Source organism: Pseudomonas sp. PDM19 (assembly GCF_014852215.1).
In the GTDB taxonomy this organism is placed as follows: Bacteria; Pseudomonadota; Gammaproteobacteria; order Pseudomonadales; family Pseudomonadaceae; genus Pseudomonas.
In genome coordinates, this window is record NZ_JACVBG010000002.1 from 177,508 (window position 1) to 200,890 (window position 23,383).

Annotated in this window: 17 protein-coding genes; 8 read left to right on the plus strand and 9 right to left on the minus strand. The window is 66.8% G+C overall.

Annotated elements, in window-relative coordinates; all coding sequences use genetic code 11:
- Positions 1-36 precede the first annotated feature (36 nt).
- The 3 genes from IB273_RS09075 to IB273_RS09085 are packed head-to-tail and all read right to left on the minus strand — an operon-like array spanning position 37 to position 2,818.
- Positions 37-1,038, minus strand: coding sequence for a class I SAM-dependent methyltransferase (locus IB273_RS09075; RefSeq protein ID WP_192223910.1), 1,002 nt, complete (start codon positions 1,036-1,038; stop codon positions 37-39).
- 53 nt (positions 1,039-1,091) lie between these two features.
- Positions 1,092-1,856 carry a DUF1835 domain-containing protein gene (locus IB273_RS09080; protein ID WP_192223911.1) on the minus strand — a complete coding sequence of 255 codons (765 nt, stop codon included), beginning with the start codon at positions 1,854-1,856 and terminating at the stop codon, positions 1,092-1,094.
- Positions 1,853-2,818 carry a 2-hydroxyacid dehydrogenase gene (locus IB273_RS09085; RefSeq protein ID WP_151188248.1) on the minus strand — a complete coding sequence of 322 codons (966 nt, stop codon included), beginning with the start codon at positions 2,816-2,818 and terminating at the stop codon, positions 1,853-1,855. The genes IB273_RS09080 and IB273_RS09085 overlap by 4 nt, the downstream gene beginning before the upstream one ends.
- Before the next feature lie 444 nt (positions 2,819-3,262).
- Between IB273_RS09085 and IB273_RS09090 the strand changes: the two genes are divergently transcribed.
- Entirely contained in the window at positions 3,263-4,492 is a 1,230-nt protein-coding gene (locus IB273_RS09090) for a DUF1266 domain-containing protein (RefSeq protein WP_192223912.1), read from the plus strand.
- A gap of 77 nt (positions 4,493-4,569) precedes the next feature.
- Positions 4,570-5,199, plus strand: a complete 630-nt coding sequence (locus tag IB273_RS09095) for a LysE family translocator (protein ID WP_151188246.1) — start codon at positions 4,570-4,572, stop codon at positions 5,197-5,199.
- 63 nt (positions 5,200-5,262) lie between these two features.
- On the opposite strand, the gene IB273_RS09100 is transcribed toward IB273_RS09095, so the two are convergent.
- A complete protein-coding gene (locus IB273_RS09100; RefSeq protein ID WP_081516283.1) occupies positions 5,263-6,438 on the minus strand; it encodes a thiolase family protein in 1,176 nt (391 codons plus the stop codon).
- Positions 6,439-6,638: 200 nt separating this feature from the next.
- On the opposite strand from IB273_RS09100, the gene IB273_RS09105 reads away from it, so the two are divergent.
- The 4 genes from IB273_RS09105 (at position 6,639) to IB273_RS09120 (ending at position 14,944) form a co-directional block, all read left to right on the plus strand.
- Positions 6,639-8,321 (plus strand): fatty acid--CoA ligase, encoded by a 1,683-nt coding sequence (locus tag IB273_RS09105; RefSeq protein ID WP_192223913.1) that lies wholly within the window; start codon positions 6,639-6,641, stop codon positions 8,319-8,321.
- A 207-nt stretch (positions 8,322-8,528) separates the two neighbouring features.
- A complete protein-coding gene (locus IB273_RS09110) occupies positions 8,529-10,451 on the plus strand; it encodes a DUF1302 domain-containing protein (protein ID WP_081516281.1) in 1,923 nt (640 codons plus the stop codon).
- A 166-nt stretch (positions 10,452-10,617) separates the two neighbouring features.
- Entirely contained in the window at positions 10,618-11,985 is a 1,368-nt protein-coding gene (locus IB273_RS09115; RefSeq protein WP_081516280.1) for a DUF1329 domain-containing protein, read from the plus strand.
- A gap of 232 nt (positions 11,986-12,217) precedes the next feature.
- A complete protein-coding gene (locus IB273_RS09120; protein ID WP_192223914.1) occupies positions 12,218-14,944 on the plus strand; it encodes a LuxR C-terminal-related transcriptional regulator in 2,727 nt (908 codons plus the stop codon).
- 278 nt (positions 14,945-15,222) lie between these two features.
- Here the strand turns inward: IB273_RS09120 and IB273_RS09125 are convergent, their stop codons facing one another.
- On the minus strand, positions 15,223-16,095 hold the full coding sequence (locus IB273_RS09125; RefSeq protein ID WP_081516278.1) for a hypothetical protein: 873 nt from the start codon (positions 16,093-16,095) through the stop codon (positions 15,223-15,225).
- A 163-nt stretch (positions 16,096-16,258) separates the two neighbouring features.
- On the opposite strand from IB273_RS09125, the gene IB273_RS09130 reads away from it, so the two are divergent.
- Positions 16,259-17,197: an alpha/beta fold hydrolase gene (locus tag IB273_RS09130; protein WP_081516277.1), complete on the plus strand. Its 939-nt coding sequence runs from the start codon at positions 16,259-16,261 to the stop codon at positions 17,195-17,197.
- 290 nt (positions 17,198-17,487) lie between these two features.
- On the opposite strand, the gene IB273_RS09135 is transcribed toward IB273_RS09130, so the two are convergent.
- Complete coding sequence (locus tag IB273_RS09135) at positions 17,488-18,327, minus strand: metal-dependent hydrolase (RefSeq protein WP_192224500.1); 840 nt, start codon at positions 18,325-18,327, stop codon at positions 17,488-17,490.
- A gap of 121 nt (positions 18,328-18,448) precedes the next feature.
- Between IB273_RS09135 and IB273_RS09140 the strand changes: the two genes are divergently transcribed.
- On the plus strand, positions 18,449-19,465 hold the full coding sequence (locus IB273_RS09140) for an AraC family transcriptional regulator (protein ID WP_192223915.1): 1,017 nt from the start codon (positions 18,449-18,451) through the stop codon (positions 19,463-19,465).
- A gap of 60 nt (positions 19,466-19,525) precedes the next feature.
- Here IB273_RS09140 and IB273_RS09145 read toward each other — a convergent pair whose 3' ends face one another.
- From IB273_RS09145 to IB273_RS09155, 3 genes are all read right to left on the minus strand, one after another.
- On the minus strand, positions 19,526-20,848 hold the full coding sequence (locus tag IB273_RS09145; protein ID WP_192223916.1) for an alginate export family protein: 1,323 nt from the start codon (positions 20,846-20,848) through the stop codon (positions 19,526-19,528).
- Positions 20,849-20,957: 109 nt separating this feature from the next.
- Entirely contained in the window at positions 20,958-22,136 is a 1,179-nt protein-coding gene (locus IB273_RS09150) for an MFS transporter (RefSeq protein WP_192223917.1), read from the minus strand.
- Positions 22,133-23,263 carry a class II histone deacetylase gene (locus tag IB273_RS09155; RefSeq protein ID WP_192223918.1) on the minus strand — a complete coding sequence of 377 codons (1,131 nt, stop codon included), beginning with the start codon at positions 23,261-23,263 and terminating at the stop codon, positions 22,133-22,135. The genes IB273_RS09150 and IB273_RS09155 overlap by 4 nt, the downstream gene beginning before the upstream one ends.
- Positions 23,264-23,383: the final 120 nt, after the last annotated feature.

Here is a 23,383-nt window from a genome sequence, read left to right on the forward strand (position 1 = left end):
CCAGCGGGCTCGGTGGAGTGTAGTGCGAGCCTTGGATCAGCGCCGGGCGCTGTAGATACGGAAGCCGTCGGCCTCGGCCAGGGTGCGGCAGGGGCCCAGGTGCTGTTCGATCAGCGGCGGGTATTTCAGGAAGCTGTTGGCCACCAGGCGCAGCTCGCCGCCCGACGCCAGGTGGTGTGCCGACTGGCGCAGCAGGTGTTCGGTGGCGGCGTAGCTGGTGTGCACGCCCTGGTGGAAGGGCGGGTTGCTGACGATGGCAGCGAGGCCTTCCGGCGCGGCGTCGATACCGTCGCCGGCGATCACTTCACCCTCCAGGCCATTGGCGGCCAGGGTCAGGCGGCTGCTCTCGACGGCGAAGGCGTCGACGTCCAGCAGGGTCAGGCGGCTCTGTGGATAACGTCGCTTGAGCGTGGCGCCGAGCACCCCGGCGCCGCAGCCGAAGTCCAGCACATGGCCGGCTGGCAACTTGTCCAGGTGTTCCAGCAGCAGCGCGCTGCCGCGGTCCAGGCGACCATGGCTGAACACGCCGGGCAGGGTGATGACTTGCAGCGGGCCATCGGCCAGTGGCAGTTCGTAGCGTTGCGCGAGGGCATGCAGGTCCGGCGCGGTCGGCGCGCCGTCGATGCGCGTGTGCCACAGCTGGCAGTGGCGGGCGCTGTCCAGCTTGCTGGCGCGGCCGAACTCACCGAGCTGCTTGCTGGCGCGTTCGACGCCAGCGCGTTTCTCGCCGACCAGGTACAGCTCGCCGTCCGGCACGCAGCTGGCCAGCGCGGCAAGCAGGTAGTCGGTCAGTTCGCGGGACTTGGGCAGGAACAGCACGGCGGCAGCGAACTGGCCCGTCGGCGGCGTGGCGCCGAAGTGGCAGCGACCGGCGTAGCGGCTTTCCAACTGCCGGGCTACGCCGGCATGCCAGCTCCAGCCCTGGGCCTGCGGCAGGTCGCCGAGCAGGGCGTCGGCGGGCAGGCCGGCGAGCAGGACGCGGCCCTGGAAGCGCTCGATCTGGCGCAGCAGCACTTCACTGGTGGGGGCGTTGGACATGCGGCCTCCTGGCGAAAAAGGGCGCGAGTTTAGCAGGGCTGCCGCGGCCGAGCCTAGGCGAGGCGCACCTCGGCGTTCTTCCAGAAGTCGTCGCCGCGCAGTTCCAGCGCCCCGGCCGCGACTTGTTCGCGCAGGCGCCAGGCGGCCAGCAGGTCGCTGACGAACAGGCCGTCGACGTAGGCCATGGTCGGGCCGATCAGCGACTGCACCGGGCGCCAGGACTCGCTGGCGCTGTCCAGCAGGATGCGGTCGATGTGGGCGTAGCCGGTGCCGCTCAACTGGCCATCCAGCCACAGGCGCAGCTCGGCGTTCTCCGCCAGGGCGCGCTGCCAGTCCGCCGCCAGGGCTTGGCGCTCGGCGGCGTCCAGTTCGTGGCTGGCGGCCAGGGCGTTGGCCAGTTCGACGGGTTTCAGCATGGCAATGGCGTGGCGGTCCTCGCTGCGGCACTGGCCGCTGCCGGCGCCGACACTGCGCAGGATGATGTTCGCTGGCAGCAAAGCGCAGACGCGGCGCAGCAGGAGTTGCTCGCTGGCGCTGTCGCCGTGCCAGAGGGTGACGGAGGCGACGTCCGGGCTGTGCAGCCAGTTCACCTCGGTGGCCATCTCGCTGGCGATTTCCCGCTCGCGCAGGACTTCGCCGCCCAGCGCATGCCAGAACGCAGCGCGCTGCTGGCAGGGCGGGTTATCCACATCGCTCAGTGGGCCGACCGCCAGGTCGTCCGGCATCACGCGGATTTTCTTTTCGGTCAGCACGCCTGCCTCGACGGCCCGATGCAGGGCTTCGGCGGCACCGTCGCCGCAGACCAGATGCAGGCTCATGGCGCCACCACCCGGCGCGGCTCGCCAGTGAAGAAGCCGGCGGCGTTCTCGCTCAACTGGCCGACGATGCGCTGCCGGGCCTCGCGGCTGCCCCAGGCGCTGTGCGGGGTGAGGATGAAGCGCGGGATGTCGCCGGCCAGCAGAGGGTTGCCGTCCCGCGGGGGCTCGACGCTGAGCACGTCGAAGGCCGCGCCGCCGAGATGACCGCGGCGCAGGGTGTCGGCCAGCGCCTGCTCGTCGACCAGCCCGCCGCGGGCGGTGTTGATCAGGTAGGCGCCGGGCTTCATCAGGTCCAGCTCGCGCTGGCCGATCAGGTTGCGCGTGGCGTCGGTCAGCGGGCAGTGCAGGGTGAGGGCGTCTACCTGCGGCAGCAGGTCGTCCAGCGCCAGGCGATCGGCGCGCGCCGGGCGTCCGGGCAGGGCGCCGAGCAGTACGCGCATGCCGAAGGCTTCGGCCAGTTTCGCCACCGCGCCGCCCAGTTCGCCGTGGCCGAGCAGGCCGAGGGTCTTGCCTTCCAGTTCGACGATGGGGAAGTCCAGCAGGCAGAACTGCGGCGCCTTCTGCCAGCGCCCCGCGCGGATCGCCGCCTGGTAGTCCGGCAGGCGCGTGGCCAGGGCGAGCAGCAGCATCAGGGTGTGCTGAGCCACCGATGGGGTGCCGTAGCCCTGGCAGTTGCTCACGGTCACGCCGTGCTGGCGGGCGGCTTCGAGGTCGACGTTGTTGGTGCCGGTGGCGGCCACCAGGATCAGCTTGAGTTCCGGGCACTGCCCGAACACCTCGGCGCCGATGCGCACCTTGTTGCTGATCGCTACCTGCGCGCCCTGCAGTCGCTCGGCCACCTGCTGCGTGTCGCTGCGCCCGTGCAGGACCAGTTCGCCGAACGGCGCGCGCAGCGGCGCGAGGTCGAGGTCACCGAGGTCGAGGGAGGCGTGGTCGAGGAAGACGGCGCGAGGAGGATTCATGAGCGATGACACCTTGATCGGAAGGGCGGGGTGAAGGGGATTCTCGGCGCAACCTCGCCGGCTAACAACCCAGGCTGCCCGCGTCGCGAGGGGCGGAGCGAACTGCACTGAGGTTAGACGTTTGAGTGAAAAGTCTGACAGACGATTCAGTTTCTCCTCATCTGCGGCGAGGCGTTGCCTTCGTAGATTGAGCCCATCTAAACCTCGAGGTGACTCGCGATGATGGGTTGGCTGATCTCCGGTCTGACTGCCTTTGGCATCACGACCGCTGGTGTCTGGAGCGCACGGGTCTGGTCCCGTGTTGGTTCTTCCGCGTCCTTTCCCCGGACACGGCGCCGCAAGCCGGTGCGCGGCAGTGGCCCAGAACCGCTGCTCTGCTTCGGCGCCCTGATGGACGCTTGCGAAGGGCCGGCGGGAACAGCTCTGATACGCGAGCGCGGCGAAATGGCCGAGCGCCTGCAGGCTGACCTGGCGGAATACTGGGGCATCCGCGATGGCCAATCGGCGCGCGATACGCTGCAGGGCATGCTGCTGGAAGCGCACAGCCTGCCGCTGGACGAGGATTTTCGCCGCCTGCAACGCAACGAACCGAGCGCCTTTGACGGCGAGCAGCGTTTGCGCTGGCAGCGTGCAAAGCAGGTCTGGGGCAAGGCCGGCCTGGCCCTGCCGAAAGACCTTTCCATGGCGGCCCACGACTACGAGTGCATCGCCTGGCTGGCGCGGCGCTGCCATGCCTGCGGCTATCTCGCCGAGGACGAGGCCTGGCTTTGCCTGGCCTGGGTCGCAGAAGCCGCCGTGCGCCAGTTCGGCGACTGGCAGGCCTATGCCGCTTCCTATGTGCTGGTGCGGGCCACGCTGCAACGCGACAGCCAACAGGGTCCGCTGGCCATCCGTGCCTACAAGGATCTGATGGAGGGCGCAGGGCAATGGCGGCTCAACCCGCTGGCGGGCATTCGCGTAGACGACGTGGTCCTGCAGATCGAGCACGAGATTCCGCTGTACACCTGCCAGCCTCGCCAGTCCCTGCTGTCCTTCGGCTCGCTGATTGCACTGAGCGCCGGCGTTCGTTCCGATCGACTGGCGATTGCCCCCGAGGAGTCCGAACTGCATCGCCTGTGGCTGACGCAGCACTGGCGCGCCGAAGGCAAGGGGCAAGTGAAGGAGCGTCTGCACTGGCTGCTGGAGACTGGCAGCCGGGCACGCTTCGATGCCCTGCTGGAGCGCAGCGTTGGCCGCCTGAACGTTGCCGCTGGCGAGCCCGGCCAGGAGCGCTTCGAGCAGGCGCGCCGGGCTCTGCTCAAGGCCGGACATGACCCTGCGCTGGTGGACGGCTGTCGCACGGTGCTGGCCTACGACCTGGAGCGGGCCGCCTTCGGCGCGCGCCTGGCCTTCGCCGCCGGCCTGCTGGACGAGGCGAGTCTGTGGAATGCCCTGCGTCACATGGCGCAGCGGGCTCGCTCGGCATTCGCCGACTGGGAGCAGTACCTGGTCTCGGTGGTGGTTGGCCATGCGCTGGCCAATCAGGATCGGGATGCCGGCCGGCAATTGCTGCGTAGTGGCATGGTGTTGCTCGATGGCATCAGCCCGTTCGCCGAGCACTTGTCGCCCTGGCAGTCGTGTCCGCTGGACAAGCTGCCGGTATTGCACGGGGTATCCTCTGCGGCCGCACGCTGAGGCCGCCCCGGCACTTGTCGGAGCCCCGTCGAGTCGTATAGAAGTGGGAGCTTTCTCGGCGGCTGTTCGGAGGCGCGATGTACTGGGCGGAATTTCTCACGGTGGCGTTCATTCACCTGCTGGCGGTGGCCAGCCCCGGCCCGGACTTCGCCGTGGTGGTGCGCGAGAGCGTGACCCACGGCCGTCGCGCCGGCACCTGGACGGCACTGGGCGTGGGCAGCGCGATCTTCCTGCACGTCACCTACTCGCTGCTGGGCATCGGCCTGATCGTGTCGCAGTCCATCGTGCTGTTCAACGCCCTGAAATGGCTGGCGGCGGCGTACCTGCTGTACATCGGCTTCAAGGCGCTGCGGGCGCGCCCGGCTGACCCGTCGGCGGTAGAAGCAGTTGCCGCGCCGGTCGCCCGCAGCGCACGCGGTGCCTATGTCGCCGGCTTCGTTACCAATGGCCTGAACCCCAAGGCCACGTTGTTCTTCCTCTCGCTGTTCACCGTGGTGATCAACCCGCACACGCCGCTGCTGGTGCAGGCCGGTTATGGCGTGTACCTGGCCTGCGCGACCGCCGCCTGGTTCTGCCTGGTGGCGCTGCTGTTCAGCCAGCAACGGGTGCGCGCCGGTTTTGCCCGCATGGGGCACTGGTTCGATCGGATGATGGGCGTGGTGCTGGTGGGGCTGGGGATCAAGCTGGCGTTCACCGAACTGCGCTGAGCCGCGGCCGGAGCGAAATGAAAAGGGGCGCCGAGGCGCCCCTTTTTCATGCCGGTTCGAGGGTCAGACCAGCTCGATCGCCACCGCAGTGGCTTCGCCGCCACCGATGCACAGCGAGGCCACGCCACGCTTGCCGCCCTTCTTCTGCAGGGCGTTGATCAGGGTGACGATGATGCGCGAGCCGGTGGAGCCGACCGGGTGACCTTGGGCGCAGGCGCCGCCGTAGACGTTGACCTTGGCGTGGTCCAGGCCGTGTTCGCGCATGGCGAGCATGGTGACCATGGCAAAGGCTTCGTTGATCTCGAACAGGTCGACGTCGTCCTTGCTCCAGCCGGCCTTCTTGAACAGGTTGGTCATGGCGCCGATCGGGGCCAGGGTGAACTCGGCCGGGTCCTGGCTCTGGGTGGCGTGGGCGACGATCTTCGCCAGCGGCTTCAGGCCACGGCGCGCGGCTTCTTCAGCGGTCATCAGGACCAGCGCGGAGGCGCCGTCGGAGATGGAGCTGGCGTTGGCCGCAGTGATGGTGCCGTCCTTGCGGAAGGCCGGGCGCAGGCCGGGAATCTTGTCCAGGTTGGCGGTGAGCGGCTGCTCGTCGTCCTTCACCACGGTCTCGCCCTTGCGGGTAGTGACGGTGACCGGGACGATTTCCGAATCCAGCGAGCCGTCCTTGATGGCGGCCTGGGCGCGCTGCAGGGATTCGATGGCGTAGGCGTCCATCTCTTCGCGGGTGACGTTGTACTTGTCGGCGGTTTCCTGGGCGAAGGAGCCCATCAGGCGGCCGGTGCGGGCGTCTTCCAGGCCGTCGAGGAACATGTGGTCCTTGATCTCGCCGTGGCCCATGCGCAGGCCGGTGCGGGCCTTCTCGATGACGTAGGGGGCGTTGGACATGCTTTCCATGCCGCCAGCGACCATCACGCTGTTGGTGCCGGCCTTGAGCAGGTCGTGGGCCAGCATCACGGCTTTCATGCCCGAGCCGCAGAGCTTGTTGATGGTGGTGCAGCCGGTGGCGGCGGGCAGGCCGGCGTTCAGCGCTGCCTGGCGGGCCGGGCCCTGTTTCAGACCGGCGGGCAGTACGTTGCCCATGATCACTTCCTGCACGTCCTCGGGCTGGATGCCGGCACGGGAAATGGCTTCGCGGATGGCGATGGCGCCCAGGTCGACGGCGGAAACGCCGGCCAGGCTGCCCTGGAAGCCGCCCATGGGAGTACGGGCGCCGCTGACGATGACGATCTCGGACATGACTAACCTCTTCTTCGCTCTTGTTGTGATGCGCTATCTGGGTACCGGGCGTGAACGACCGGGCGTCAGGATTCTACCGCGTGACCGGATGTGGCCATAGAGTCATCGGCAAATCACTCTTTTGACTGATGAATGGACACACGGGGCGCTCTAGAGTCGGTCTCATCCTGATGAGATCCAGCCTTGAGAGTGCGTACGCCATGCTGAAAACCCGCGTCATCCCCGCTGCACAGAACGCCTACCAGTACCCGCTGTTGATCAAGAGCCTGCTGCTGTCGGGCAGCCGTTACGAGAAAGGCCGGGAAATCGTCTACCGCGACACCGTGCGTTACAGCTATGCCACCTTCAACGAGCGCGTCGCGCGCCTGGCCAACGTGCTGACCGAGGCCGGCGTGAAGGCCGGTGACACCGTGGCGGTGATGGACTGGGACAGCCACCGTTACCTGGAGTGCATGTTCGCCATCCCGATGATCGGCGCGGTGCTGCACACCATCAACATCCGCCTCTCGCCGGAGCAGATCCTCTACACCATGAACCACGCCGATGACCGCTTCGTGCTGGTCAACAGCGAGTTCGCCGCGCTCTACCAGGGCATTGCCGGGCAACTGACCACGGTGGAAAAGACCCTGCTGATCACCGACGGCACCGACAAGAGCAGCACGCTGCCCAACTGCGTCGGTGAGTACGAGACCCTGCTGGCTGCCGCCAGCCCACGCTACGCCTTCCCCGACTTCGACGAGAACTCGGTGGCGACCACCTTCTACACCACCGGCACCACCGGTAACCCCAAGGGTGTGTACTTCACCCACCGCCAGCTGGTGCTGCACACCCTGGCGATGGCCGCGACCATCGGCAGCCTGGACAGCATCCGCCTGATGGGCACCGACGACGTGTACATGCCGATCACCCCGATGTTCCACGTCCACGCCTGGGGCGTGCCCTACGTGGCGACCATGCTGGGGGTGAAGCAGGTGTATCCGGGCCGTTACGAGCCGGAGCTGCTGTGCAAGCTGATCCGCGAGGAGAAGGTGACCTTCTCCCACTGCGTGCCGACCATCCTGCAGATGATGCTCAACGCCGCCGGCGCCAAGGATCACGACTTCGGCGGGCTGAAGATCATCATCGGCGGCAGCGCCCTCAACCACGCGCTGTACGACGCCGCCAAGGCCCGCGGCATCCAGCTCACGGCGGCCTACGGCATGTCCGAGACCTGCCCGCTGATTTCCTGTGGCTACCTCAACCAGGAACTCTGCGCCGGCAGCGAGGATGAACGCACCACCTACCGCATCAAGGCCGGCGTGCCGGTGCCGCTGGTGGAGGCGGCGATCATGGACGAGCACGGCCAGTTCCACCCGGCCGACGGCGAATCCCAGGGCGAGCTGGTGCTGCGCGCGCCCTGGCTGACCCAGGGGTATTTCCGCGAGCCGGAGAAGGGCGAAGAACTCTGGGCCGGCGGCTGGATGCACACCGGCGACGTGGCGACCCTCGACGGCATGGGCTTCATCGACATCCGCGACCGTATCAAGGATGTGATCAAGACCGGCGGCGAGTGGCTGTCGTCCCTGGAGCTGGAAGACCTCATCAGCCGTCACCCGGCGGTGCGCGAGGTGGCCGTGGTCGGCGTACCCGACCCGCAGTGGGGCGAGCGCCCGTTCGCCCTGCTGGTGCTGCGCGACGGCCAGGCGCTGGACGCCAAGGCGCTGCGCGAACACCTCAAGCCTTTCGTCGAGCAGGGCCACATCAACAAGTGGGCCATTCCCTCGCAGATCGCCGTTGTTACTGAAGTTCCCAAGACCAGTGTCGGCAAGCTCGACAAGAAGCGTATCCGGGTAGACATCGCCCAATGGCAGGAGGCTGGCAGCGCTTTCCTCTCCACGGTGTGACCGACGACCGGCAAGTCACGGTTTTCGGGCGTCGTGCCAAGCAAGCGCTTGGCACGACGCAGCCCAGTGATCACGCCACCTCGGGGCCTGCGCAAGCGTCTAGTCAGGGCCTTTGTAAGACAAATCACACTTTAGAGCGATCAAGTGCCTTAGGACGCTGGATATAGTCGCCGCTACTCATAACAAAAAACACATGGAGTAGCGTCGATGAAAACCATGCAACATATCTGGCGCCTGGCACGGTTGCCGCTGGCAGTGAGCCTGGCATCCACGCTGGCGACGCCGGCTTCCGCCGTCAGCTTCAACATCGGGGAAATCGAAGGTTCGTTCGACTCGACGCTGTCCGTGGGGGCCAGCTGGTCGACGCAGAATCCGAACAGCAACCTCATCGGCGTGAACAACGGCGGCAAGGGGCTGTCCCAGACCTCCGACGATGGCCACCTGAACTACAAGGCCGGCAAGACCTTCTCGAAGATCTTCAAGGGCATCCACGACCTTGAACTGAAATACCAGGACACCGGCGTCTTCGTCCGCGGCAAGTACTGGTACGACTTCGAGCAGAAGGACGAGAACACCGAGTTCAAGCCGCTCTCCGACCACAACCGCAAGGAAGCCGCCCAGGCCTCCGGCGCGGAAATCCTCGACGCCTTCATCTACCACAACTACAACATCGCCGACCTGCCGGGCACCGTGCGCCTGGGCAAGCAGGTGGTGAACTGGGGCGAGAGCACCTTCATCCAGAACGGCATCAGCGTGATCAACCCGTTCGACGTCACCGCCTTCCGCCGCCCGGGTTCCGAGATCAAGGAAGCCCTGGTGCCGGTGAACATGTTCTACCTGTCGCAGAACCTCACCGAGAACCTCTCCGCCGAAGGCTTCTACCAACTGGAGTGGGACCAGACGGTGGTCGACAACTGCGGCACCTTCTTCTCCCAGCCGGATGTCGTGGCTGACGGTTGCACCCAGAACCTGGCGGTGCTGACCAACAACCAGGCCTCGATCAATACCCTGAACTCCCTGCTCGGCCCGAGCCTGGCGCTGACTCCGTCGCCCTGGAATGAAGGTATCGTGGTGCGACGTGGCCCGGACCGCGACGCCCGCGACAGTGGCCAGTACGGCTTCTCCCTGAAGTACTTCGCCGACAGCCTGAACACCGAGTTCGGCGGCTACTACATGAACTACCACAGCCGCCTGCCGATCTTCTCCGGCCGTGGCGCCGATGCCTCCAAGGTTGCGCAGATCAACCAGCTGATCACCAACATCGCGGCGATCAGCCCGTCCCTGGCGGCCCAGGCCGGCGCGGCGGCGATGGCGGGCAACTCCAGCTACTTCATCGAGTACCCCGAAGACATCCGCCTGTACGGCCTGAGCTTCTCCACCACGCTGCCCACCGGTACCGCCTGGCAGGGCGAGATCAGCTACCGTCCGAACGCCCCGGTGCAGCTGAACACCACCGACATCCTGTACTCCGGCCTGGACCCGGTCTCCATCGGCGGCAACCATGTCTACGACAACGCCTCCGTGCTGACCGGCACCGCGGGTGAAGACCTGCACGGCTACCGCCGCAAGGAAGTCACCCAGCTGCAGACCACCTTCACCCACTTCTTCGACCAGGTCATGGGCGCCGAGCGTCTGACCCTGGTGGGCGAGGTCGGTTGGACCCACGTCGGCGGCCTGGAAAGCCAGAACAAGGCGCGCTATGGCCGCGACCCGATCTTCGGCCCCGGCCCGCTGAACGGCAGCCTCAACGGCCGCTCGACCTGCGAAGCGCTCAACGTGTCGACCCTGGGCACCGCCAATGCCAACAACGTCAGCCGCAACTGCGAAAGCGATGGCTTCACCACCGCTGACTCCTGGGGTTACCGCGCCCGTGCGATCTGGGACTACAACGACGTGTTTGCCGGCGTGAACCTCAAGCCCAACGTGGCCTGGTCCCACGACGTGGACGGTTACTCCCCCGGCCCCGGCGGCAACTTCGAGGAAGGACGCAAGGCGGTCAGCCTGGGCGTCGATGCCGACTACCTGAACACCTACACCGCAAGCCTGGCCTACACCAACTACTTCGACGGCAAGTACTCCACCGTCGATGACCGTGACTTCGTCAGCTTGAGCTTCGGGGTGACTTTCTAAGCCGGCCGTTCAACCGGCAAGCGGCCCGCCCTCGCGGCGGGCCATCCGCACGGCCGGGTGACCCGGCTGCGCGGGGCAGCAGACAAAACCGCGCCCCGTCTTGGCGAAAGCATCCGGCAAGGGCGGCCAGCGCGGTGGGCAAAGACTCAACGAGGACGATAAACGAATGAGAACAACAAAGATCCTGCTGCACACGGGCGCCCTGGCGCTCAGCCTCCTCGCCTCCCAGGTGATGGCGGCCGTCTCTGCCGATGAAGCGGCGAAGCTGGGCTCCACCCTGACTCCCATGGGCGCGGAAAAGGCCGGCAACGCCGACGGCAGCATTCCGGCCTGGACCGGTGGCCTGGCGAAGAACGCCGGCACCGCTGACAGCAAGGGCTTCCTCAGCGATCCGTTCGCCAGCGAGAAGCCGCTGTTCACCATCACCGCGCAGAACATGGACCAGTACAAGGACAAGCTGACCCCTGGCCAGCAGGCCATGTTCAAGCGCTACCCCGACACCTACAAGATGCCGGTCTACACCACGCACCGTACCGCCACCGTGCCGGACAACGTGCTGGAAGCGACCAGGAAGAACGCCACCACGACCAAGCTGCTGCAGGGCGGCAACGGCCTGGAGAACTTCCAGGTAGCCAACCCCTTCCCGATTCCGAAGGACGGCCTGGAAGTCATCTGGAACCACATCACCCGCTACCGCGGCGGCCACGTGCGCCGTCTGGTGACCCAGGCGACCCCGCAGGTCAACGGCTCCTACTCGCTGGTGTACTTCCAGGACGAGTTCGTCTTCCGTACCGACCTGAAGGACTACGACGCCAGCAAGCCGAGCAACGTGCTCTTCTACTTCAAGCAGCGTGTAACCGCTCCGGCGCGTCTGGCCGGTAACGTGCTGCTGGTGCACGAGACCCTCGACCAGGTGAAGGAACCGCGCCTGGCGTGGCTCTACAACGCCGGCCAGCGCCGCGTTCGCCGCGCTCCGCAGGTTTCCTACGACGGCCCGGGTACCGCCGCCGACGGCCTGCGTACCTCCGACAACCTGGACATGTACAACGGTGCGCCGGACCGCTACGACTGGAAACTGGTGGGCAAGCAGGAGCTGTACATCCCGTACAACAACTACAAGATGGATGATCCGAAGCTGAAGTATTCGGACATCATCAAGCCCGGCCACCTGAACCAGGACCTGGCCCGCTACGAGCTGCACCGCGTGTGGCACGTGACCGCCACCCTGAAGCCGGGCGAGCGTCACATCTACGCCAAGCGTGACTTCTTCATCGACGAGGACACCTGGCAGGCCGTGGAGATCGACCACTACGACGGTCGTGGCACCCTGTGGCGCGTCGCCGAGGCGTTCAACCAGTACTACTACAACTACCAGGTACCGTGGTACACCGCGGAAACCCTGTATGACCTGCTGTCCGGCCGCTACCTGGTGCTGGGTCTGAAGAACGAGGAGAAATCCGCCTACGACTTCAACTACAGCGCTTCGGAAAGCGACTTCACCCCGGCAGCGCTTCGCCAGGAAGGCGTGCGCTGATCCCCCGATCCCCACGGGTGGTTCCGCGGTGAAAAAAGACCGGCCTTCGGGCCGGTTTTTTTATGGGAGATCATCTGTCAGATGAATGGAAGCCTGAATGTAGGACGCCTTCTGGTCATGTTGTGAGCAAAGGTAACAAAATCGACTTCTATTCCCGACCGCGAGCGGCTAGGCTCGGACGGCAGTGTGACCTTCGTTGACCGCTATAAGAGCTAGAGCAAGAGCCAGGCCGATGACCGACTTCTCGACTCTGCCAAGTCTGACCGATGTTCCCCCCAGTACGGCCGGCAGCCGCTTCTTCCGACCGCCGCTGCCGCATGGCCACGTCGCCCGTTCGCGGCTGTGCCAGCGCATGGCCGCGGGGCTGCAGGGACGGCTGATACTGGTATCCGCCCCGGCCGGGTTCGGCAAGAGCTCGCTGGCCATCGAATTCTGTCAGACGCTGGAAGATCACTGGCGCAGCCTGTGGCTGGGGCTCAGTGCCAGGGACAGCGACCCCGGACGTTTCCTCGAACGCCTGCTCGAAGGCCTGCGCCTGCATTTTCCCACCCTCGGCGAGGAAGCCCTGGCCCTGCTGAAGATGCGCCAGCGCCACCAGCCGTTCGCCTTCGAAGCCTGGCTCGACGACCTGCTCGATGAGCTGGTGGACAGCCTGTCGGTGGACCGCCCGCTGCTGCTGGTGCTCGACGACTACCACCTGGCCCAGGGCGCGGTGCTCGACCGTTGTCTGCAATTCCTGCTCAATCACCAGCCCGCCGGCCTGGTCGTGCTGGTCACCAGTCGCCAGCGCCCGGACTGGCACCTGGCGCGCCTGCGCCTGTCGCGGCAGCTGCTGGAGTTCACCGAACAGGACCTGCGCCTGACCGTCGAGGAAACCGCGCAACTGGTCAGCGCCAACGGCGCGCAACTCGACGACAACGCCCTCGATAACCTGGTCGAGCGCAGCGAAGGCTGGATCGCCGGGCTGCGCCTGTGGTTGCTGGCCCACGGCGACGAGCTGGCGGCCAATGTGCCCGATCTGTCGGTGCATGGCGCCGAAGAGCTGATCCGCGACTACCTGCTGGAAGAGGTGATCGACAAGCAGTCGCCGGAGGTCCAGATGTTCCTGGCCCAGACCGCGCGCTTCGAACGCTTCTCCGCCGAACTGTGCGACGCGTTGCGCGACGCCCACGACAGCGCCTCGATCCTGCGCCACCTGCAGCAGCACCAGGTGTTCCTCGTGCCGCTGGACGAGCAGGGCCAATGGTTCCGTTATCACCACCTGTTTTCCGACCTGCTGCTGGCGCGCCCGCTGCCCGGCTCCGGGCCTTCGGCAGCGGCGCTGCACCTGCGCGCCTGTCGCTGGTTCAGCGCCCAGGGGCTGTTCGACGACGCGGTGGAGCAGGCCCTGCGCGCCGGCCACCCGGAGGTCGCGGCGAGCCTGGTGCAGAGCCTGTCCGAGGAACAACTGCTGGCCGAGCAGAACGTCGCCACGCTGCTGCGCTGGAAGATGGACCTGCCTGACAGCCTGCTGGCCAGCACGCCGCGCCTGATCGTGCTGTACAGCTGGGCGCTGGCGCTGGCCTGCCAGCTGGATGCAGCCGAAGAACTGGCGGCGCAGCTGTCGCGTTTCCTGCCCGCCGCCGATGCCACCGCCCAGCGCGACCTGCTCGCGCAATGGCAGGCGCTGGCGGGCGTGATCGCCCGTGGCCGCGGCGAGATCGAAGCGGCGGAGCGGCACTGCGAGGAGGCCATGCACGGCCTCGGCCCGGAGCGCTTCGGTCCGCGCCTGCTGTGCCTGTCGACCCTGAGCAACCTGGCCATCGTGCGCGACGACCTGTGGCGCGCCCGCGGGCTCAACCGGGAAGCGCTGGAACTGGCGCAGCGCTTCGGCAATCCGCTGTTCGAAGCCATGGTGCATTACGACCGGGCCCGCGTTCTGCAGGCACGCGGCGAGGTTTTGCGCGCCGAGGAAGAAGTGCGCCAGGGGCTGGCGCGGCTGTCCGGCCTGTCCTCCCAGCGACGCTATGCGGTGCGTGGCCGCTTGATGCTTTACCAGGGCTACCTGCGCAGCCTGGCGCTGCAGCCGGACGAGGCGCGCAAATGCCTCAAGGCCGGCATCGAGGAAGCCCGCGCCTGCCGCGACATCAGCCTGGTGATCGGCTTCTGCGTGCTGGCCAGCCTGGAAGGGCGGCTGGGCAATTACACCCGCGCCTTCGCCCACCTCGCCGAGGTCGAGCGGATGATGCATGTGTGGGACGTCCCGCCGGTCTATTACCTGTCAGCGATTACCCTGATCAAGTGCGAACTCTGGCTCGGCCAGGGCCAGGTCGAACTGGCCACTGCGTGGCTGGAGCGTCTGCGTGACACTTATACCGGCGACGAGCCGGCCACTCCGCCGGAATGCTCGCCGCAGCTGCCGCGCAACGTGGAGATGCTGCAATCCCAGCTGGAACGCCGCGAAGGCCGCATGACCGATGCCGAGGTGCGGCTGCGCGCCGTGGCCAGCGGTGCCCTGCAAGGCGGCGCGCAGTTGCAGGCGCGCTTTGCCCAGGGCCAGCTGGTCGCCCTGCTGCTGCAGGACGGTCGCGATCGCGAAGCATCCTTCGAACTGGGCGAGTGCCTGAACGGTCTGGCGGTCGGCCTGCTGATCCCGTTGCATGAAGTGCTGCTGCAGCATCCGCAATGGTTGCGCGAGCAGTTGGCCGTGCGGGCATCATCGCCGGCCATCGACGCCCTGCGTGAGCGCCTGCCGGCCCCGCCGGAGCGCGGTGCGGTGCTCAACGATTGCCTGAGCGGGCGCGAGCTGGCGGTGCTGGAACTGATCGCCCAGGGCTGCTCGAACCAGGAAATCAGCGAGCGGCTGTTCATCTCCCTGCACACCGTGAAGAGCCACGCCCGCCACATCAACGACAAGCTCGGCGTCGAACGCCGCACCCAGGCGGTGGCGCGGGCGAAGGAGCTGGGGTTGTTGCGCTAGGGGGACCCCGCTCCGAAGATCGTAGGGCGGATAACGCGCCAGCGTTATCCGCCGCGAGGCAATCGGCGGATAACCCGTTCCGGGTTATGCGCCCGGTCCCAGGGCGATTCCTCTGCGTGGGCTTGCCCTCACCCCAGCCCTCTCCCAGAGGGAGAGGGAGCCGTGTGTGCCGGCTGACGCTATGGTTTCATCCTGTGCCGATCAGTCCCCTCTCCCTTTGGGAGAGGGTTAGGGTGAGGGCCAGCGATGCCAGGATGCAGCAAGGAACTTATCCCCACTCACATCCCCTTCTTCTTCTCCGCCTCCGGCGGCGCGCTCAGGTCCAGCCCCTTGGGCACAGGCTGCCCCTTGGCCGGGGCGGCCAGCTGTTTCTGCACGTCAGCCTGGATCGCTTGCAGCACCGGCAGCAGGTCGCGCATGTTCTCGCGCACTTCCGGGTAGGCGTGCTTCTGCGACAGTTCATCCACGCGCATCAGCAGTTGCACGCGCACTTCAGGCGGCAGGTGGATGAAGAGTTCGGGCAACTGCTTGGCCAGCTCGGCGCTGTAGAGCACCAGGTCCTGGCGGTCGAACTGCGCGGTGAGGCCGAGGTAGTCCAGCGCGCTGCTGGTCAGCATCGAGGCGGCGGCCTTGGCTTCCTGCATGCCTTGCAGACGCACCGGGTTGCGCTGCTCGCTCTGCGCCAGGGTCATCCAGAATTCCACCGTCAGGTTGAACAGGATCGCCTGTTCGCGCAGCGAGTAGCTCATCAGGCCCAGCGCCTCGGCGCCATAGGGCTGCTTGGCGGCGCGGAAGTTGAAGTACAGACGCATCAGCTCCTTGAGCTTGAACAGCACCTCGCGCGCCTCGTTCTGCCGCAGCTCCAGCGGGGCGTAGATGTTCAGCTGCGGGCGGAAGTTCTCCTCGCTGACCATGCGCTGGTAGATCGGCCCGGTGAACTCGCCGCTGCGCCGGGGCAGGCCGTTGACCTGGGTCTCGTCGATCTTCTTCAGCGCGTCGATCAGCACCTGGTAGTCGGCGCTGGTCCAGTTGCGCTGGATGTCGGGAATCTTCTGGCCCAGGTAATACAGGTCGGCGGACAGGGCAGGGCGGCACAGGAGCAGCAACAGCACGGCCAGCGGCCACAGCGAACGGCGAGTGAAGATCGGCACGAACGGGCTTTCCTTGCGCGAGGGCGGGTCGGGCTAGGTTAGCGGGGCGCGCGGCCTGCGTCATCCCGTGGCAGGCCATCACACTACCTAGGTTGGGCGCGGCGGCGCGGGCGCTGTGGTGTGATTCAGCCTTTAGAACAACAAGCACGGGAGTCACTCGTCCATGACCGCCACATTGTCTGTGCAACCGCCGCTGGCCGAGGGCCTGGCCCGCTATGGTTTCGGCCCCCTGCCACTGGCCGCGCTGAAGGCACGCTACGCTTCGCCCGAATCCGGTTCGAAGTTCATTCACGTCGACGGCTTCGATATCCACTACCGCGACGAAGGCAGCCCGGACAAGCCGGTGCTGGTGATGGTCCACGGCGTGATGGCGTCGCTGCATACCTGGGACGGCTGGGTCGCCGAGCTTTCCGAGCATTTCCGCATCATCCGCCTCGACGTGCCCGGCTTCGGCCTCACCGGCGGCGGCCAGGACCGCGAGTACGACGGCGAGCGCCTGGTGAAGGTGTTCGGCCTGTTCCTCGACCGCCTGGACCTCAAGCACGTGTCCATCGCCGGCAACTCCCTGGGCGGCTACATCGCCTGGAACTACGCACTGGCCAACGCCCACCGCGTCGAGCGGCTGATTCTCATCGACCCGGCCGGCTACTACATGCAGAAGGTGCCGCTGATGATCGCCAGCGCGGTGCTGCCCGGCGCCGGCATCATGATGCCGATGTGGATGCCGCGCGCCCTGGTGGCCCAGGGCATCAAGGAAGTCTACGGCGATGCGCGCAAGATCAAGCCGGGCGTGATTGACCGCTACTACGACATCAGCCGCCGGCCGGGCAACCGCCGCGCGATGATCGACATCTTCCGCGTGCTGGTGAAAGCCAACCGCGAGGAACTGCCCACCACGCCCAACCGCGTTGCCGCGCTGAAGGTTCCGACGATGCTGATGTGGGGCGAGCGCGACCGCTGGATTTCGCCGCGCCATGTGCCGATGTGGCAGCGTGACGTGCCGGGCATCGAGGTGAAGGTCTATCCGGGCGTGGGGCATATTCCGATGGAAGAAATCCCCGAGGAGTCGGCGGCGGATGCGTTGCGCTTCCTGCATGCCTGACGGCTGATCGCTCGGTGAAAAAGCCCGGCCAAGTGCCGGGCTTTTTCGTTCTGCCGGATCGATCTTCGCAGGATGGTGTGGAGCGTAGCGATATCCGCCGATTCCCTCGCGCGGACAGCATGGGTATCGCTGCGCTCCACCCATCCTACCCGGATGCTCCCGATTGCTTGGCGCGCTCCTGCAGTTCGTAGGGCGAATAACGCGCGAGCGTTATCCGCCCTACGAACTGCAATGGGACGGAAACGAAACCGCCCCGACAGGGCGGGGCGGTGTTCGAAGCGCAGGACGAGTCAGCCAGCGTGTGCCATCGGCTGCGCGTCGTACTCCTTGCGCACCTCGTAGAGCACATCGAGGTTGTTGTGCTGCCAGGGGTGGAAGTCGGACTTGAAGAAGTCCATGTACTCGCGCAGCAGTGGGCGGAACACGCCGTGCTTGCCCCAGGTCCACTTGATGCCGTCGCGCCAGACGCGCCAGTTCCACAGCAGGCCGTCGACCTTGAGCATGTGCACCAGCCCACGGAAGGTATCCAGCACGAAGAAGAAGGTCGCCATGCGCATCGCCCGGCGCAGCAGCTTGCGGCTGCCGCAGACCTGGTTGTAGACGTCGAAGGCCACCGCCTTGTGCTCGGTTTCCTCCAGCGCGTGCCAGCGCCACAGGCGCTGCATCACCGGATCGGCGCCTTCCATGGTGCGCGGGTCGGTCAGCAGCCCGTTGGCCATGATCGCGGTGATGTGCTCCAGCGCAGCGGTCGCGGCCAGCTGGCGCTGGGCCGGGAATTTCTTCTGGGTGAAGCGGATGCGCGCCTGGGCGCGCTTCTCGATGGCGGTGATGTCGTAGCCCTGGTCGCGCAGACGCTGGCTGTAGGTCAGGTGCTCGCGGCTGTGGTGACCTTCCTGGCCGATGAAGCCACGGATCTGTTCCTTGAGCACCGGGTCGCTGATCTGGTCGCGGAACTGCCGCACCGAGTCGATGAAGAAGCGCTCGCCGTCGGGGAACAGCACCGACATGGCGTCGAACAGATGGGACTTGAAGGCGTCTCCACTGTGCCAGTGACGCGGCAGCGGATCGGGCAGATCGAAGTCCATGTGCCGGGGCTTGATCTCCAGTCCTGCGGGGGTGGTGCTGGCCATGGCGGCTCCATTGTTGTGGTTGTCCATGGTCATTACTCTGGGCTTGTAGGGAAAGCGTCACAAGGTTATTGTCTGCCAACTTTCCGGTCATATCCGGCCAGCGGTCACTATAAGAAGAATGATGAAACAACCGCTCAATTTCACCGCCGAACTGGTGCCCGTCGCCTATGCGCAGGCACTCCTGGACCTCGCCGAAGAGCTGGGCGTGCCGCGTGTGCGCCTGTTCGAACTGGCCCGCGTGCGCCCCGAGGTGCTGCAGAGCCCCAACGGCCGACTGTCCTTCATCGACTTCCATCAGCTCTCCAGCACCGCCCTGGCGCACTGCAACGAGCCGGCCTTCGGCCTGTTGCTGGGGCAGCGGCTGAACGTCTCCACCCATGGCATCCTCGGCTACGCGGTGTTGTCCAGCGCCAACCTCGGGCGCGCCATCGGCTTCGCCCTGAAGTACTACCGCGTGCTCGGCCTGGCCTATGACCTGGAGATGGTGGAAGACGGCGGGGTGTCCTACCTGCGCGCCAGCGAGTCGATTCCCCTGGGCCCCACCAGCCGCTTCGCCGCCGAAGGCCTGATGACCAGCCTGCACACCATCGCCCGCTTCCTGGTGGGCGAACCCCTGCAGGGTGTCAGCGTCGGCTTCGCCCATGCCGAGCCGGATTACGTCGAGCGCTACGCCGAGGTCTTTGGCTGCGAGGTGCTGTTCGACCAGCCGTTCCACTTCATCGGCCTGCCCAGCGAGTACCTGGCGCGGCCCATGGCACTGGCCAACCCGGCCACGGTGCAGATGTGCGAGCAGCAGTGCGAGGCGCTGCTGGCCACGCTGGATGTGCAGGAAGGCCTGCTGACCCGCATCCGCCGCCTGCTGCTGGCGCGCCCCGGCGAGTTCCCCGACCTGGAGAGCGTGGCCGCCGACCTGCACACCAGCGGGCGCAGCCTGCGCCGGCATCTCTCGAACCTCGGCACCACCTACCAGGAAGTACTCGACGACGTGCGCAAGCGCCTGGCCCTGCAGTACCTCACCACGACCCACCTGCCGCTCTACGAGATCGCGCTGCTGCTGGGCTTCAACGACCCGTCGAACTTCCGCCGGGCGTTCCGCAAATGGACCGGCAAGCTGCCCACCGACTACCGCGAGGATTGACCCCAGGACCGGCGCAGCTGCCTCCCGGCAGCTGCGCTGATCACTGGGGCGGCGTCGGCTTCAGAAGCGATAGCCGACGTACAGTTGCAGGGCATCGAAGGTGTCGTTGCCGAACACTTCGCGAGCGGCGGCCTTGGGTTTCACCCAGTTGTACGAGAGTGTCGCGAACAGCTGGCTGCTCGCCGCCCAGTCCAGGTACACCGCCGCCTCGTCGGCGAAGCGCCGGTCGCTGACCGGCTGGCCGTAGTAGTTCTCCTCATCCAGCGAGAACTGGTAGTAGACCGTGCCCGCGCTCAGGCCGGGCGCGACCTGCCCGGCCAGTCGCCACATGTGCACACGCTCGTTGCTGTCGTTGAGCAGGTAGTTGCCGACCACATCACCGATCACCCAGGAGCCACGCTCGGTGTAGGCCTTGCTCAGCGGGTCCCAGCTCTTGCGGCGGTTGTCACTCGGGTCGTCGTCACCGGAGAACAGCGCATAGCGGTAGGTCAGCTTCGGCTGCAGGGGCAGGTCGGCGAAGCCGTAGTCCAGGCGCACATACCAGGCGTGGCCGGAAAAGCTCACCTGTTCGCCCTCGCCGGTCTGCAGGCCGTACTCGGCGCTGATCGACAGCTCCGGCAGGGCTTCGAAGCCGCCGTCCAGCCAGCGCAGGTTGTACACCTGCATGCCATTGCGCGGCGCTATCTGGTTGGCCTGGCTACCGACGTCGCTGACCTTCAGCGCCATCAGGCCGAGCTGGCCGCGCAGGAAGGGATAGTCGAGGTTGGCACCACTGAAGCGGGCACCGCCAAGGTCGTCGTCGTTGCGCACGCTGAACGCCTGGCCAGACAGTGCGCCGCCGCGATAGGCAAGGATGGCTCCATCGCGGAAGGCGGTGCGTGGGCCGGACCAGTACGCCCCTTCGCCGAGCAGGTCGAGGTTGCCGTCGGCGAGGATGAAGCCCGTGCCGACGCGGAAGTTCTGGTTGCCCAGGGTCAGCCGCCAGGGGCCGCGCTCGATGCCGGCATAGAGTTCTTCCAGTGAGGTCTTGCCGTCCGAGTTGCGCGTGTAACCGCCGGCGTCGCCGTCGCCGAAGGTATGCGCGGCGACCAGCGAGGCTCCGCCGACCAGGCGCAGGTCCTGGTCCAGGGTGTAGCGGAAGCTGGCTTCCGGTTTGAGGAAGGCTTCCTGCCAGACGGCCCGCTCGCCCTTCACCTCGCCGCTGCGATAGTCGCGCTGGCCGGCGCCGAAGTTGACGTTGTGGCTGTCGATGAAGGTGGCGCCGCTGCTCAGGCTGAAGTCCGCCTGCAGGTCGCCGTTCTCGTAGTGACTGTCGGCGTGGGCGAGGCTCGTCAGGGAGGCGAGCAGGAGCGTGGATAACGAACCCAGGTTCTGGTTGTTCATGTGGGAGCTCTGCGTTGTTGTTATTGGGATGGCAGGAGTTCAGGGCGCAACCGCTCGCGGCGTGCCCGAAAGCACGCCGGAGGGAAGCGCGAGGTAGTGGTGGAGCGGGTCAGGCGCGGCGGCGGGCCAGCGGCAGGATCGCCAGGAAGGACAGCGCACAGATGACCGCGGAGACCTGCAGCAGCAGGCTGAAGTTCTCCGTCTCGCCGAGCAGCCAGGCCGCCAGCGAAGGACCCACGGCGAGCCCGCCGCAGATCGCCAGGTTGGCCAGCACCACCAGCTTGCCGCCCTGGCGGTCGTAGTCGCTGATTGCCGCGAGGAGGAACGGCAGGGCGAAGGTCCAGGCGAACTTGAAGGCGCAGGCCGCCAGTACGTAGCGCAGCAGCGAGACGTCTCCCAGCAGGCCGATCAGGCTCGACGCCATGGCCAGGTAGCCCAGCGCGAGCAGCCACTCACGCCGGCCACGGATGCCGATCCAGCTGGCCAGCGAAGCGCCGACCACGCCCAGCAGGGAGGCGCTGGCCAGGGCGCTGGAGCTGTCCGTGGCGCTGATGCCCTGGGTCCGCGCCAGCTCGCCGACGAAGGTCCAGATGCCGGCGAGGCTGAGGTAGAACAGGAAGATCGCGCTCATGCCCAGGGCGATCTTCCCCAGCGCGGCGCGTGCCTGGCTGGGCGGCAGGGCTTCGGCCTGATTGTCGCTGCCCGCAGGCAGGGAGCGGATCAACGGCAGGCACGCGGCGGTGAACACGGCGATCAGCAGGAAGAAGCTGGCGACGCGCCAATGGCTGAACAGCCACGGCATGAACTGCAGGCTCAGGGCTGCCAGCACCAGTTGGCCGGTGACCCACAGGCCGAATGCCCGCGCCGCGTTCGGCAGGGTGCCGGCGGTGCCCAGGCACACCAGCACCAGCGCCGCCTCGGAGAACGCGGTGAGGAAGCGCAGCGCTACCAGCAAGGGATAGGACGGTGCCGCCGTGCTCATCAGCACGGCGCTGAGCAGGTTGCCGAGAAGGAACACGGCAGCGGCGATCGCGGCGATCCGGCGCCAGTTGTAGCGGCGCATCCAGAAGTAGGTGGGAATGGTGGAGATCGCCATGGCCCCCAGCTCCATGCTGAACAGGAAGCCGACCTGACGGTTGTCCAGGCCCAGTTCGGCGATGTAGCGGCTGGCCAGGGCCGGTGCGGTGAGCAGCACCAGCGGGCCGATGGCGGAGAACAGCACCACTGCCAGCAGCCGCAGGCGTTGCTGCACCGGATTGAGCACCAGGGGAGCGGTCAGGGTGTTCATGCTTCCACCTTTTGCCGATTGGCCGGGAGCAAGGGGCTGTCGTAGCGGGCGCGCAGGTTGGCGATCCACTGCCGCTGGTGCGCGGCCAGGGGCTGCCCGGAGAGGGCGCGCATCGCCTCCAGGTGCGGGTCCTGGATGTCAGTGGCGATGCCGCTGAGCGTCTCGATCACGGCCAGGCCGAAGTAGGGCACCGAGTTGGGCTCGTAGCCGCCTTCGTGGCACAGCACCAGGCGGCCATCGCAGAGCTGGTCGGCCAGCGCCATCAGCCTGGCGGTCAGCGCGCGGTAGGCATCGCCGTGGAGCATCATCCGCCCGAGCGGGTCGTGGGCGCCGGCGTCGAAGCCGCAGGGCACCAGGATCAGTTGCGGACGATGGGCGCGCAGGGCCGGCAGCACGATCTCGTCGAAGGCATGCAGGTAGGCGCCTTCGCCACAGCCGGGCGGTAGCGGCACGTTGAGGTTGAAGCCGCGGCCGGCGCCAGCGCCCTGTTCGTCGACGAAGCCCGAGTCCTGGGGATAGTTGCCTTCCTGGTGCAGGGAGAGGGTCAGCACGCGCGGGTCTTCCCAGAAAATGCTCTGCGAGCCGTTGCCGTGGTGCACGTCCCAGTCGACCACCGCGATGCGTTCCAGACCGTGTTCGGCCATCGCCACATGGGCGGCCAGGGCGGCGTTGGCCAGCAGGCAGAAGCCGCGGCCGCGGTCCGCTTCGGCGTGATGGCCCGGCGGCCGCACCAGGGCATAGGCGTTGCGCGCGTCGCCGCGCAGCACGTGCTTGACCGCCTGGATCACGCCGCCAGCGGACAGCCGGGCGATGTCATAGCTGCCGTGGCCGAAGGGCGTGTTGTCGCCGGCGTCACCGCCACGCCCGGCGCTGAGTTCCTGCAGGTGCGCGAGGTAGCCGGGGGTGTGTACCCGCAGCAGTTGCTCCTCGGTCGCCGCCAGCGGCTTGACCGCCAGCAGGCGTTCGCCGAGGCCGCTGACGTCCAGCAGGTTCTTAAGCCGGCGCTTGGTTTCCGCGTTCTCGAAATGCAGGCCGGGCTGGATCCCCAGGCCGGGAGTGAACAGACCGGCGTAGTTGCCGGTGTCATGCCACATGTAGTGTTCGTGCCAGACGAATGCCGTGGTCATTGGCTTGATCCTTGTTGTTGTTCGGGATGTTGCAGCGTGCGCAGCGGGACTGGGCAAGGCACGGCGAGAGTAGGAAGGGGCCGGAAGAGGGTAAATACACCCGTGGGGGTAGGGGCCCCG

Coding starts and splice junctions, on each gene's coding strand:
- IB273_RS09075 (WP_192223910.1), bottom strand. CDS start 1,038: ATGTCCAACGCCCCCACCAGTGAAGTGCTGCTGCGCCAGATCGAGCGC.
- IB273_RS09080 (WP_192223911.1), bottom strand. CDS start 1,856: ATGAGCCTGCATCTGGTCTGCGGCGACGGTGCCGCCGAAGCCCTGCAT.
- IB273_RS09085 (WP_151188248.1), bottom strand. CDS start 2,818: ATGAATCCTCCTCGCGCCGTCTTCCTCGACCACGCCTCCCTCGACCTC.
- IB273_RS09090 (WP_192223912.1), top strand. CDS start 3,263: ATGGCCGAGCGCCTGCAGGCTGACCTGGCGGAATACTGGGGCATCCGC.
- IB273_RS09095 (WP_151188246.1), top strand. CDS start 4,570: ATGTACTGGGCGGAATTTCTCACGGTGGCGTTCATTCACCTGCTGGCG.
- IB273_RS09100 (WP_081516283.1), bottom strand. CDS start 6,438: ATGTCCGAGATCGTCATCGTCAGCGGCGCCCGTACTCCCATGGGCGGC.
- IB273_RS09105 (WP_192223913.1), top strand. CDS start 6,639: ATGCTGAAAACCCGCGTCATCCCCGCTGCACAGAACGCCTACCAGTAC.
- IB273_RS09110 (WP_081516281.1), top strand. CDS start 8,529: ATGAAAACCATGCAACATATCTGGCGCCTGGCACGGTTGCCGCTGGCA.
- IB273_RS09115 (WP_081516280.1), top strand. CDS start 10,618: ATGAGAACAACAAAGATCCTGCTGCACACGGGCGCCCTGGCGCTCAGC.
- IB273_RS09120 (WP_192223914.1), top strand. CDS start 12,218: ATGACCGACTTCTCGACTCTGCCAAGTCTGACCGATGTTCCCCCCAGT.
- IB273_RS09130 (WP_081516277.1), top strand. CDS start 16,259: ATGACCGCCACATTGTCTGTGCAACCGCCGCTGGCCGAGGGCCTGGCC.
- IB273_RS09135 (WP_192224500.1), bottom strand. CDS start 18,327: ATGGCCAGCACCACCCCCGCAGGACTGGAGATCAAGCCCCGGCACATG.
- IB273_RS09140 (WP_192223915.1), top strand. CDS start 18,449: ATGAAACAACCGCTCAATTTCACCGCCGAACTGGTGCCCGTCGCCTAT.
- IB273_RS09145 (WP_192223916.1), bottom strand. CDS start 20,848: ATGAACAACCAGAACCTGGGTTCGTTATCCACGCTCCTGCTCGCCTCC.
- IB273_RS09150 (WP_192223917.1), bottom strand. CDS start 22,136: ATGAACACCCTGACCGCTCCCCTGGTGCTCAATCCGGTGCAGCAACGC.
- IB273_RS09155 (WP_192223918.1), bottom strand. CDS start 23,263: ATGACCACGGCATTCGTCTGGCACGAACACTACATGTGGCATGACACC.